16 protein-coding genes and 1 pseudogene are annotated in these 12,330 nt (G+C 30.9%); 3 read left to right on the forward strand and 14 right to left on the reverse strand.

Annotated features, from left to right (window positions below):
- Window positions 1-356: 356 nt before the first annotated feature.
- The 9 genes and pseudogenes from nrdR to ACWJKS_RS09495 all read right to left on the reverse strand — a co-directional run bounded on the left by nrdR (window position 357) and on the right by ACWJKS_RS09495 (window position 7,758).
- Window positions 357-812, reverse strand: coding sequence for a transcriptional regulator NrdR (gene nrdR, locus ACWJKS_RS09455; RefSeq protein WP_165412726.1), 456 nt, complete (start codon window positions 810-812; stop codon window positions 357-359).
- A 60-nt stretch (window positions 813-872) separates the two neighbouring features.
- Window positions 873-1,133 (reverse strand): YlmC/YmxH family sporulation protein, encoded by a 261-nt coding sequence (locus tag ACWJKS_RS09460; RefSeq protein ID WP_165412727.1) that lies wholly within the window; start codon window positions 1,131-1,133, stop codon window positions 873-875.
- Between the two features lie 238 nt (window positions 1,134-1,371).
- The gene (gene sigE / locus ACWJKS_RS09465; protein WP_165412728.1) at window positions 1,372-2,079 is read right to left on the reverse strand and encodes an RNA polymerase sporulation sigma factor SigE; all 708 of its coding nucleotides are present in this window, start codon (window positions 2,077-2,079) and stop codon (window positions 1,372-1,374) included.
- A 55-nt stretch (window positions 2,080-2,134) separates the two neighbouring features.
- Window positions 2,135-2,941: a sigma-E processing peptidase SpoIIGA gene (gene spoIIGA / locus ACWJKS_RS09470; protein WP_165412729.1), complete on the reverse strand. Its 807-nt coding sequence runs from the start codon at window positions 2,939-2,941 to the stop codon at window positions 2,135-2,137.
- 286 nt (window positions 2,942-3,227) lie between these two features.
- Window positions 3,228-4,319: a cell division protein FtsZ gene (gene ftsZ, locus ACWJKS_RS09475; RefSeq protein ID WP_165412730.1), complete on the reverse strand. Its 1,092-nt coding sequence runs from the start codon at window positions 4,317-4,319 to the stop codon at window positions 3,228-3,230.
- 15 nt (window positions 4,320-4,334) lie between these two features.
- Window positions 4,335-5,588, reverse strand: a complete 1,254-nt coding sequence (ftsA, locus tag ACWJKS_RS09480; protein WP_165412731.1) for a cell division protein FtsA — start codon at window positions 5,586-5,588, stop codon at window positions 4,335-4,337.
- A gap of 374 nt (window positions 5,589-5,962) precedes the next feature.
- Entirely contained in the window at window positions 5,963-7,018 is a 1,056-nt protein-coding gene (locus tag ACWJKS_RS09485; RefSeq protein WP_216302811.1) for a type IV pilus twitching motility protein PilT, read from the reverse strand.
- A 244-nt stretch (window positions 7,019-7,262) separates the two neighbouring features.
- A pseudogene (locus tag ACWJKS_RS09490) lies at window positions 7,263-7,571 on the reverse strand (sigma-70 family RNA polymerase sigma factor); the annotation flags it as partial.
- A gap of 40 nt (window positions 7,572-7,611) precedes the next feature.
- Window positions 7,612-7,758, reverse strand: a complete 147-nt coding sequence (locus ACWJKS_RS09495; protein WP_462959412.1) for a hypothetical protein — start codon at window positions 7,756-7,758, stop codon at window positions 7,612-7,614.
- 401 nt (window positions 7,759-8,159) lie between these two features.
- On the opposite strand from ACWJKS_RS09495, the gene ACWJKS_RS09500 reads away from it, so the two are divergent.
- Entirely contained in the window at window positions 8,160-8,366 is a 207-nt protein-coding gene (locus ACWJKS_RS09500) for a helix-turn-helix domain-containing protein (RefSeq protein WP_462959413.1), read from the forward strand.
- Window positions 8,367-8,454: 88 nt separating this feature from the next.
- Window positions 8,455-8,595: a hypothetical protein gene (locus tag ACWJKS_RS09505; protein WP_165411885.1), complete on the forward strand. Its 141-nt coding sequence runs from the start codon at window positions 8,455-8,457 to the stop codon at window positions 8,593-8,595.
- Between the two features lie 48 nt (window positions 8,596-8,643).
- Here ACWJKS_RS09505 and ACWJKS_RS09510 read toward each other — a convergent pair whose 3' ends face one another.
- Genes ACWJKS_RS09510 through ACWJKS_RS09525 form a run of 4 tightly spaced genes read right to left on the reverse strand, consistent with a single transcriptional unit; the run spans window position 8,644 to window position 10,755 of the window.
- Complete coding sequence (locus ACWJKS_RS09510) at window positions 8,644-8,970, reverse strand: hypothetical protein (RefSeq protein WP_462959414.1); 327 nt, start codon at window positions 8,968-8,970, stop codon at window positions 8,644-8,646.
- Entirely contained in the window at window positions 8,951-9,829 is an 879-nt protein-coding gene (locus tag ACWJKS_RS09515; protein ID WP_462959415.1) for a ParM/StbA family protein, read from the reverse strand. Before ACWJKS_RS09515 ends, ACWJKS_RS09510 begins: the two co-directional genes overlap by 20 nt.
- 20 nt (window positions 9,830-9,849) lie before the next feature.
- The gene (locus tag ACWJKS_RS09520) at window positions 9,850-10,011 is read right to left on the reverse strand and encodes a hypothetical protein (RefSeq protein WP_462959416.1); all 162 of its coding nucleotides are present in this window, start codon (window positions 10,009-10,011) and stop codon (window positions 9,850-9,852) included.
- A gap of 30 nt (window positions 10,012-10,041) precedes the next feature.
- Window positions 10,042-10,755, reverse strand: a complete 714-nt coding sequence (locus ACWJKS_RS09525; RefSeq protein WP_462959417.1) for a hypothetical protein — start codon at window positions 10,753-10,755, stop codon at window positions 10,042-10,044.
- Window positions 10,756-10,921: 166 nt separating this feature from the next.
- Here ACWJKS_RS09525 and ACWJKS_RS09530 point away from each other — a divergent pair, with 166 nt between their 5' ends.
- Entirely contained in the window at window positions 10,922-11,089 is a 168-nt protein-coding gene (locus ACWJKS_RS09530) for a ribbon-helix-helix domain-containing protein (RefSeq protein ID WP_462959418.1), read from the forward strand.
- A gap of 359 nt (window positions 11,090-11,448) precedes the next feature.
- Here the strand turns inward: ACWJKS_RS09530 and ACWJKS_RS09535 are convergent, their stop codons facing one another.
- Complete coding sequence (locus ACWJKS_RS09535; RefSeq protein WP_462959419.1) at window positions 11,449-12,276, reverse strand: hypothetical protein; 828 nt, start codon at window positions 12,274-12,276, stop codon at window positions 11,449-11,451.
- Between the last annotated feature and the right edge of the window lie 54 nt (window positions 12,277-12,330).

Below are 12,330 nucleotides of genomic sequence, written 5' to 3' on the forward strand. Positions count from 1 at the left end.
TACATCACTGTATGGGTTGTTATTTCTAAATTCATATCCACAACTTACCTATCAGATCTCCCCGGGTAAGAACGCAATCTTTCACTCCATCTATCTGCTACATTTACACCACTTGTTTCGAATAGTTTTGGGCTTCGTTTTGTATTGCAAACTTACCCACAAGCATATGCCTTATATGTAGTTTCTGTTCGTCAGACCGGAGTTTGGCCGCCAACTTCCTTCAGATTCCATCTCACGATGGACACCCTTGTCTTAAGCTATGCACTTGGCACTATTAACCCGTGCTAGGGACTTTCACCCATTAGATTGCGCCCATGCCGGGCGCACAATTATAAAAAAAATGCCTAAGGGCATTTTCATTCCTTAGACATTAATTTCCTTATCTCTTCCATGAATGTATTAATATCTTTGAATTGCCTATAAACTGAAGCAAACCTCACATAAGATACCTCATCTACATTTTTTAATATGCTCATAATGATTTCTCCTATATAATCTGATTTCACTTCTGTAAGCATTTCATTGTTTAACTGTTTTTCTACTTCATCACAAATAGCTTCTATTTGTTTTCTTGACACCGGCCTCTTTTGGCATGCCTTCATAAGGCCATTTAATATTTTCGTTCTGTCAAAATATTCTCTATTAGAATCCTTCTTTATTACTAAAATAGGTACATCTTCCACTTTTTCATATGTAGTATATCTCTTAAAACAACTTAGGCACTCTCTTCTTCTTCTAGTTGCAATATTCTCATCTGTTGATCTAGAATCAACTACTTTACTTTCTTCACAGCTGCAATATGGACATTTCAATGGCCTTCACGTCCTTTTCATAGTATAGTTAGCAAATATACTAACATTATACACTTTTTCCTATTCGTTTTCTATATTTACATCACTACCATCTACAAGAATAACATCTACCCCAATTTTCTTTACTTTTTCCCAAGGTATCTCAACACTATTATTTTTATTGAACCAAGATGACTTTTGGGTTGGCATTAGGATTGAAATAATTCTATAGTCTTCACAATCAACTTTTAAATCTTTGATATATCCCATTTTTGAGCCTGAACTTATATCTATAATTTCCATCTGTCTTAAATTATTTATTGCAAACATTAAACTTTCCATTTTGTTCACCCCCAATAAGTTTTCATAAACCCTTTTTTAAACCAGCTAGTCACTACCCTAGTCTATTTTTAGAGGCCTAGCACTTTATATTATTTATATTCATAAGTTATTAAAAATATTATTTATAATTAGAACATTTCTTTATTTGTTTCATTTTGCTTAATATTTAATCTTCAAATAATAACTTTTAAAATCGGTTTCTAAAATAAAATTATAAAAAGGGTCCTACTTGCGGCCCCTATACCATTTTATTTATTTCTTTTTGTAATCTTTTTATTATTCTTTTTTCAAGCCTTGAGATATAAGATTGTGATATTCCAAGTATATCAGCCACTTCTTTTTGTGTTTTTTCTATGGTTCCATTTAAGCCAAATCTTAATTGAACAATTTCTTTTTCTCTTGAATTTAAACGTTGCATAGCAAGCCAAAGCAATTGTTTATCTACATCTTCTTCAATAATATTATAAACCACATCGTTGTCCGTTCCAATAATGTCTGAGAGCAGCAATTCATTACCGTCCCAATCAACATTTAGAGGCTCATAAAGAGAAATTTCTGTTTTAATTTTACTATTTCGCCTAAGATACATTAAAATTTCATTCTCTATACATCTTGAAGCATATGTAGCTAGCTTAATGTTCTTTTCAGGATCAAAAGTATTAACTGCTTTTATAAGCCCTATGGTTCCTACAGAAATTAAATCTTCAACATTTAAGCCTGTATTCTCAAACTTCCTTGCTATATATACTACCAGTCTTAAATTTCTTTCAATTAAGGTAGCTCTCACCTGCTTATCACCTGTATCTAATTTAACTACTAACTCATACTCTTCATCCTTAGTTAAAGGAGGTGGCAATGCATCGTTCCCTCCTATATAAAACAAATTGTTTGAAAATATTTTGAATTTAGCAAATAACTTGTTTAACATCACTTTAAAATTGAACATAATTTCCTCCCCATCTATATTATTAGCACATAGCGATCATTTCCTATTAAATCATCTAACTGAGTATCCCTCTAGACATAAGAGCGTTATAGTCATTATCTTTGCTTAATTTATACTCACAAAATGCTATAATTACATCTCTTGTTTCAACATTCTTTTTATCAATATGAATATTAATATACTGTGGTTTAAACCCTATAAGCCTTCCATTAGTGCCATTCACTACATTATAAGGAATAAAGTAAGTGTTGTTTCTTTCTAACAAAATTTCGCTTAAAATATCCCGTTCAACAATTAATACTGGTAAGTTGGTAGCAGGTTCACGAAGCTCATTTCCAGTATCTAAAAATGCCTTAATAGTTTTTTTATAGCTTTTATTTATTATATCAACAGTGTATATAAGTGTTGATATTTTTTTTCTATCTCCAATAAAAATCATGATCCTGTATATCAATATATAAATTATCATTACTGAAAGCATTAATTTTTCGTAAGGAAAATTTATTATGATTATATCAAATGACATATTTTTACTATTGTTCATTTGTATAAATAAACACATTCCAGCTAAAAGTATTGAATATAATATAAATATTAAAGAAGCCTTAATATTGAATAAAATGTTTTTTTCTCTAAAAACAATTAAAATCATCGCGACTGGTACTAATATTTTAAAAGGTAAATATGTCAAGTATCTAAGCTTTGGATAGACTACTGTTAATACATATAAGCTGCCTATAAAACTCGAAAGACACATCCATATAAGATTTACTCTTTTTCTTAATGTTTGAACTGTAATATGCAATATGAATAGATTAACTATAAAATTCACTAATATAAGGACATCTATATATACTATCACTTGCTCTTCCTCCTTTAAAATTATTATATAACTTATGCAATCAAAATTTTGTCATTTTTTACAATATTTTTTTATTTTTATTCTTCTATAAATCACCATTTTTTTCCATATTGTGTTAGGAAATACAAAGTAAAAAAAAGGACCATTCCTTATTAATTCACCACGTTAACTAGCCCCTCTAAAACGACTTAAGTTAACTCAGTGAATTTGCATAGAGATTATGTCCTATTAGCAATTAAAATTGCCCTAAACGCAAATAAAGTGCCAAAAGGCACTTTACTATTTATTACTTGCTTTGTCTTCTTAAAAAAGCTGGAATTTCTAAATCAGAATCTCCATACTCTTTAGTATATGCAACTTCTTCAATAGGATTAACTGGTTCTTTTACTTTAGGCTTTGGGACAGTTTTATTTTGCACAACTTTGTCACTTTCAAAACCAGTTGCAATAACTGTTATTCTTATTTCATCTTTTAGGTCTTCATCTATAACTGCACCAAATATAATATTAGCGTCTGGGTCAGCTGCACCTTGTACAATTTCCGCAGCCTCATTTATTTCAAGTAAACCTAAGTCCATTCCACCAGTAATATTTAAAAGTACACCTGTAGCACCGACTATAGAGGTTTCTAGTAACGGGCTTGAAATAGCTTGTTTTGCTGCCTCTTGAGATCTATTATCACCAGAGGCTCTACCAACACCCATATGTGCAAGACCTTTAGCAAGCATAATTGTTCTCACATCTGCAAAATCTAAATTTACAAGACCGGGTATAGTAATCAAATCAGATATACCTTGTATACCTTGTCTTAAAACATCATCTGCCATTTTGAAAGAGTCCATCAATGTAGTTTTTTTATCTACCATTGTTAATAATCTTTCATTTGGAATTGTTACTAAAGTATCAACTACTTCTTTAAGCGTTTTTATTCCGATTTCAGCATTAATCATTCTTTTTCTGCCTTCAAAAGGGAATGGTTTTGTTACAACTCCTACAGTAAGTATTCCCATGGATTTAGCGATTTCTGCAACTACAGGTGCAGCTCCAGTACCTGTACCGCCTCCCATACCTGCAGTAATAAATACCATATCCGCTCCTTTTATTGCTTGAGAAATTTCTTCTTTACTTTCTTCTGCTGCTTTCATACCTATTTCTGGATTAGCGCCTGCTCCTAGCCCCTTAGTTAACTTATCACCAATTTGAATTTTTTGAACTGCATGAGAAAGAATTAAAGCTTGTTTATCCGTATTTATCGCTATAAACTCCACGTTTTTGAGTCCCTCTATAATCATTCTGTTTATAGCATTGTTTCCTCCGCCTCCACACCCAATTACTTTAATTTGAGCAAATTCTTGAACATCAACATCAAAATCTAGCACAACACTACCTCCTCTTTAGAAAAAATCTGCAAAAAAACCTTTTATTTTTGATGCAAATCCATTTTCTACTTTTATATTTTTGTTTTTTGACCATTTGTTATCATATGAATGTTCATCTGATTCTTCCAATGAACTATTACTAGTTTTAATATTATTAACAGCTTGAAGCACTATACCTACTGCTGTAACATATATAGGGCTAGCTGCTCCTACATACTCTGGTGAACCTATTCTCACTGACTTATCGAGTATAACTTTACTGAGTTCATTAGTGCCTCTTAATAAAGCTATACCTCCACCAACTATTACTACTCCAGAAGTTTCATTATAAAATCCACTATTTACTAGGTTTCTTTTAATTAAATGTAATAACTCATCTACTCTAGCATAAATTATATCAACTAATAAATTATTATCAATTTCCATTAAATTATCATAAGAATCTTTGACTCTAATTTTCTCAACGTTTTCTCCTTTTTCTTTAATTAAGCTTCCATATTTAAGCTTTAATCTTTCACCTTCGCTAAAAGGAACTTTAAGACAAACCGAGATATCGTTGGTTATGTTATCTCCACCTAATTGAATAATAGAAGTATGTTTTAATTTTCCACTCTTGTAAATAGAAATATCAATAGTTTGTGCTCCAACATCAACTAGTGCTATTCCCATGTCCTTTTCTTCTTTTCGTAATACAGCCTCTGATATAGCTGATGGTTGAAGTACTATCCCATTAACTTTAATTCCAGCTCGCTTCACACTTTTTAATAAATTACTAACTACTGTGGATTGTGCCATGACTACTTGTCCTTCAACTTCTAGCCTTATACCACTCATTCCTCTAGGGTCTTTGATATTATCATATCCATCAACAATATATTGTTCGGGCTCAACACCTACTATTTCTTTATCGGGCGGAACTGAGATGAGTTTAGCTGCCTCAATTACCCTGTCCACGTCGCTCTGCTTTATTTCTCTGTCTTCAGAAGATATCGCAATCATACCTGTATTTCTTACTAGTTCACAAATTCCTCCAGGTAAAGATATATACCCTTCATTGATTTGTGTATCTGTCATACGCTCTAATTGTGTAATACATTTTTTTATAGCTTCCGCTGTACTATCAATATCTATTACAACTGATTTATTTAAACCACTACATACAACTGATGTAATGCCTATAATCTGAAGTTTTCCATTACTACTGATTTTACCAACTGATCCACATATTTTTGATGATCCTAAATCAATCCCTACTATTTGTTCATTCATTAAGTTTATCCCCCCTCATAAGAGAAACCTTAAGTGTATATATTCAACAAAAAGATAAATTTTCCTCTTAATTTAAATGATTTTTTTAAATATTTATTATAAATTTAAATATAATCAAAATTAATTTCATTTTATTGTATATTTGCAGATATATATAACCTTAATTTCAAATTAGTAAATACATTATATTATGATGTTAAAAAGCTAACTTGTCCTTCTAGACTAATTATAATAGCAAAATATAGAAAAAGCAATATCATATCGTTAAGTAAATCAACCAAATAGTATATAAATTGGTTAATTTTACATTAAATTAAAAATAAAGCTGAAAGCTATAATTTATCTATGCTTTTAGCTTGTTTTTTAATTATTTACTAAAGCGATAGCATTCTTACAATCATTTCATTGTCAACTGAGTAATTAATTGCTTCCTCTTTAGATATAACACCTTTTTTATATAACTCTGCAATTGACATATCCATAGTTTTCATACCATATTTCCCGCCAGTTTGAACACAAGATTGTAATTGATGTGTCTTGCCTTCGCGGATAAGATTTTGAATTGCTGGAGTTGATATCATTACCTCAAGCGCTGCTACTCTCCCTCTTCCACTTATCTTAGGTATTAATTGTTGAGAAACTATTCCCTGCATTACCGCTGATAATTGAACTTTAATTTGTTGCTGCTGATATGGAGGAAATACATCAACTATTCTATCTACTGTTTTTGCTGCACCTATAGTATGTAAAGTAGAGAAAACCAAATGTCCAGTTTCAGCTGCAGTAATAGCAATAGAAATCGTTTCAAGATCTCGCATTTCACCTACTAATATAACATCTGGATCCTCTCTAAGAATAGCCCTTAATGCATTTTTATAATTTTTACTGTCTTTTCCGATTTCTCTTTGATTAATAATGGATTTGTTATGTTTGTGTAAATATTCAATAGGGTCCTCGAGTGTTATAATATTACATGCTCTAGTAGAATTAATTTCATTAACCATAGCAGCGAGAGTTGTACTTTTACCACTACCTGTAGGCCCTGTCACTAAAACTAGCCCTCTTTGTTTTGTGGTAAGAACCCTAACAACCTCTGGAAGCTCAAGCTGTTTAATAGTAGGTATTTTTAATGCAACTACTCTAATAGCTATAGTATCGCTTCCCCTATGTTTATAAACATTAACCCTAAATCTTCCAAGTCCGTAAATAAAGTAAGACGTATCGATTTCTCCATTTTGACAATATTTTTCATAAGAATTTTCTAAAATTTCTCTTGAGTATTTTTCAGTGTCTGCTGGAGTTAATTTATCTTTTCCTGTTTGTATTAAATTACCATCGACTCTAATGATTGGCACTGAGTCCACTGTAAGGTGCAAATCTGATGCATTTTGTTCTGTTGTCTTTTTTAGTAATTCACTAAGAGGTATCATTATTGGTCCTCCTGTTCTTTTAATGAAGCTTCCAAATATATATGCCAAATTGAGTTCTAAATTTTAGAATCTTCTTGTCACTTAAAATTTTTGCTCCATTTTCATCACCTAACTGCAGAAATTTTATTTTCTCAGATAAATAATTTAAATACATTCTTTCCCGAAATATTTTGTATCTTTAATGAAAATCGTTAAGATGCTTTATTTGACTAACGGTGTACATTTTATAATTATACCATAGTTGTTACAATTTATTAGAACTATTCAACCTATTTTTACTAGTACTATTTAATTCCTTATTAAGCTTCTTTAATGCCCTCTTTTCAATTCTAGAAACATAGGACCTTGAAATCCCTAAGATCAATGCAATTTCTCTTTGAGTTCTAGGGTTACCATCAAGTAATCCATATCGCATTTGAATTATTGTTTTTTCTCTATCCATTAAAGCTACGTTTATCTTATTATAAAGCTTTTTAATTTGTATTTTACTTTCTACTATATCAATAATAGAATCTTCATCGCTGCTTAACACATCCATAAGTGATATCTCATTACGTCTTTCATGTTAGACGTTGCAATGAATATCCCTTTCATTATATAGACACCACTCTGACTAATTTTTTTAGTAGCTTTAAATTTAAGAAGAAACGTTTCTGATTATCTTCTGCCTTCCCATTTGCTAAAGCTTCTATCGTATTTAATAATTCCTCTTGCCTTTTTAAAATTTTTATATTGTCCAATTTAATACCCCCATATCTTTAGTTATGTAACTATAACCTCGTAAAATTACCATCTATATCCTTATATGGATATATAATATTATGTTAAATTGCAAAAGTAAAGAACAACTGTTCCCACGTGATCAACATCATAATTTTCTATTACATTTAGTCAAATAGTCTCTTGTTTTATATTTGTTAACGCTGGCTTACGTTTCTTTCATTGTAAACTCAAATTTAAATTTGAGTTTATTTTTGTTAATTATTTATGTCCTTCTTCTCTTCTCTTGTATTGTAAACCAATCCGCTACCACTATATTGGTAACTTTCCCCACTTTTCGACAATTATCAAAAATTATGTGTTGAATTTTGTAGAATTGTGATATATATTGTAATATAAAGGTTTTTTAAGGGGAACGATTATGTATAAGCTGAAAGTAAAAGAGTACAGAGTTGAAAAAGAATGGTCGCAAAAAGAATTGGCAACTAGAAGTGGGGTAAGCCAGTCCGCAATATCGTATATCGAACAATTAGAGAGAAATCCTTCAATTGACACTATAGCTAAACTAGGTATAGCTTTTGGGATTTCCCCACATGATTTGATTGTATTCCATGATTATGATAAGTAACTTTAACCACAGCGCCATTACAATGGCGTGATGGCATAGCGCTATGATGTTACGCCTGTGCTTTGTATAATGGTTTTGAGGTGCTAATATGAATGAAAAAACTACGGTATATATAGAACTAAAATTAAAAGAAGAAGTTAAAATCAGATTGATTAGGGCACAGGACAATCAAAGTTTATCGTCCCTGGTAAATGAGCTACTCGAAAAATGGTTAAAAGAACAGGAATAACAAAAGCCTTGGAGATAATTCCAAGGCTTATTGAATCGTGCATACAAGTTAAACAAACTTGCTCAATTCCTCTAACTCATTCATTTCTAATTCGGTTACTTCGCGTAACTTTTCTTCACTGTTACTCACTATATTTTCATTTATATCATCACCTTTCCTTACCGTGAGTAACTTTACATCACATTCACTTACTTCTATTTGAGTAACTAGTGGTAACTTTGCACCACCGTTACTCACTATATAATTATAAATCATTTCCTTAATGGAGCTATTTGGATCCATGCATCCACTAAGGAACTCTATTATTTGATTTTCTTTAGGTTTGTCTAGGTTTAATGTGAATTGGACTCTTACACTATTTTTGCTTATCGCCATTATTCCACACCTTTCTGCAAGCTTCCAATGCTCCATCTACATTAGATGTACTTGCATTATCTAATACAAAACTTGCCTTTAGAGGTAATTGTTTTATATGATTTTTTAACATTAAGCTTGTACCACCAGTCCAGTAAACTTTATAGGTATTAAGATTTGCATAAGGCTTTATAGAGTTCAGTATATTGCTTAAAAACAAAGCATATTCCTTTGATTCTACTGTAATTATCTTATTATCTATAAGTCTTTGTATATCCTCCTCGCTATAATCCTTATTCTCTATATTTTTAATTTTAGTATATAGATCATAACTTCCTAGTTTAATTGTTTGGAGCTTAACCACCTTCCCATTTTCAAGAATCGATAAATTTATTGTCCTGCTGCCACAATCTATTATGCAAATGTCACCCATCTTCTGCTCCTTACTAATGCTGAAATAGCTGCTATAACCCTCAGGCAATATTAGTGTGTCCTCTATAAAAATTTCCTTCTCTACGCCATTAAACTTTAATTTTGTATGCTTATTTTTATTTACTATATCTATTAACTTTTGTTTACTAGCCATCTGCATTATAGGTAGCATTAAACATAAATTAGTTTTTATAACGTCACCGCTATTAGCTTTACATATAGCATACATAAGTTGAGGTATAAAGTTTTCTTTGTTGGTTTTGTCATACTCCTTGCTAAATTCTCCAATGGTCAAATATGTGGTAAATCCCTCTATCTCAACCCTTTGAAAACTATCTTGGTAACTTTGATAGTCTGTAGTATATTTAGCACTAAAGCTTCCCTTGTTCTCTCCAATATACTTTATAAAATAATTACCCACGTCTATAATTGTATTTTTTTTATTCATTACTAAAACCTCCATTTAATTTATTGTCTGATTCTTCTACTTCCTAAACACTCCGCATACTCTAACTTTTCTATTAGATCTCTCCTGCCCTGTAAAGCTTCGCCAGTAAGTTCTATAATATAATTTTTTAATGTTTTATTATCCATATCGGATATTAAATTTTTATTTTTTTCGGTTAGCATAACAAAACCTCCTGTTTTTATAGCTTATTCCTACGCTGGCAACTCATACTGCTCACCATAGAGCAGTAGCTTTTCTAATTTATCAAAATCATATTTCCGCTGTGGATAATCGTTAAAACTACCTTTGGCAGCATATTCTTTTTTACATTTCAAAACTTTATTGTTTTTTATTGCCCATTTTGTGTAGCTAAAAATATCTTTTACATTGTCCTGAGCAACGCTGTACTTATGACACTCAATAACCTTAGTGACATTATTACTAGCCACTTTCAATAGTTCAGTCGCTTCTGCATAGGTAAGTCGTGTAGCTTGTACTACTGCCACAACATCTTCATTTATGCTAACTACTTCTTGTTGCTCCGCCCCTAAAACATCATCAATGTGTATTTGGCCATCCAGTGGAGCATCACCATCGCTATCTATATGTTTAGGTTTCTTTTTCTTTACTGGGGCCGTTATCTTTGTGGCACTTTCATTATTTTTTAATGTATATATATACTCATATCTGCCTTTATTACTTGTTTTATTTTCAATAAGCACACCTTTATCCTTAAGTTCTTTCCAAACCCTTCTGAAGGCGGTCTCACCATAACCACTAAGTGATTTTGTGTAGTCTCTCTTGATTGAAAAGTTATCTATGGTAGATAGGTGTTGGAGTTTGTTATAAAGCCCGATAGCCTCACATGATAGATTTAAATCGAAAATTATTGAATTGTTTATTTTGGTAAATCCCTTAGTAGCCATGTTGTGTTGCCTCCTTATTTAACATTGATTAACATTAATTAATGTCAGTATACAACATTAATTAATGTTAATCAACCTTTTTTTATAAATTAATTAATCAACATTGCTTATAATTAATCAATTTATATGTTATAATATAGGTATACTCTAGGTTTAGGAGGTTTTTATGAAAACTAAAAAAGATACTTTAGTTAATAGAGAAAGATACTCTAGCACATTTGATAAAGACTTATTAAGGCAATTTAAAGATTTGTCAAACGAAACTTCAATACCCGCTTCAAAGCTATTCGATAAAGCATTAGATTTATTATTAAAAGAATATGGCAAAAGGTAACCAATGATAAAATTGGCTACCTTATTTTTTTATTTAAATTTCTATTTATAACCTCTCCCTAACCAACTCCTTATCTTATAGCATACCTTTAGGTATATAGTTGTTGTTATATAGAGTTATTTATATAGTCTTATTAATAAAGTCTTATTAATAAAGTCTTATTAATAAAGTCTTAATACCTATAGTCTTATTAAGTATGCACGATAACCACATGTGGGTTTTAAACGTATGGTTATTGATATGTTGGTAATGATATGTTTAAAATAATGTTTTACGTTGTTATGATAACGAAGAAAAAGACACCGGATTAACCAGTGCCTTTCGTTATATCTAAGTTGTATTTTTGTAATTATCTTTAATTAATAAGCTATCTTATTAGCTCCTTTGCTATTATAACCATCTAAGATTATATTGCTTTCCCCTGAAAATATTCTTACATGAGCATTATATTCTTCCCAGATTTGACCGTAATAATCTTTGTTTGGGGTCTTCCCGCCAGAGTGAGCGCCAACTTGTCTTATAGCTGTATCTACTAGATCCTTTGCTTTATTTTCGTTTATTGCTGCATTAACTTGTATTGCTATATTTATCATATCGTCTTTTTCTACTATAGCCACGTCTTGTACTAAATCATCTGCTTTTAATGTTTCTGTTGTAAGTTTGATTGCAATATCACTTAGTGTAGGCGCCGTAGTTTCTTCTGCATCATCCTTAGCCTGTTGTTCTGCTAATACTTTTTTATCTTCTATATCTTTGGACTTTTGAGCTACTTTTATTTTTTCACTAGCTCCAACTTTAATTTTACCTTCAGTATCATCCTTAACTTTTGTACTAGCCTCTGATTTAATTTCTATTACAGTTTTTGCTTTCTTTTCAGGAACTACTTTGCTTGTTGAAACTGCTTTTGTTGAACCTTCTGTTATACCTTTAGAAAAGGCAGGCTCTAACTTTACCCCAATGCTAAATATTATTATGCCTGCAACGAGCGTTAACACTACATCTTTGTTTCTATGCTTTATGAGTCTTATAATAGCAAATAATGTAAATGGGATTGATGTCATTATTAAAAATGCACCAATTCCAGCTATTAACATGAGTAAGCAAAATAGATAATATATTATTGCGATTACTTTCTTCCATTTCTTATCTGTTCTAAAACCAGGTATGTATTTAAAAATATCTTTCATTAATTTAATTCTCCTTTTCAATCTTATAATATAATATTTTTTAATATGAGTTAG

This window comes from Clostridium sp. CM038, from assembly GCF_055081105.1.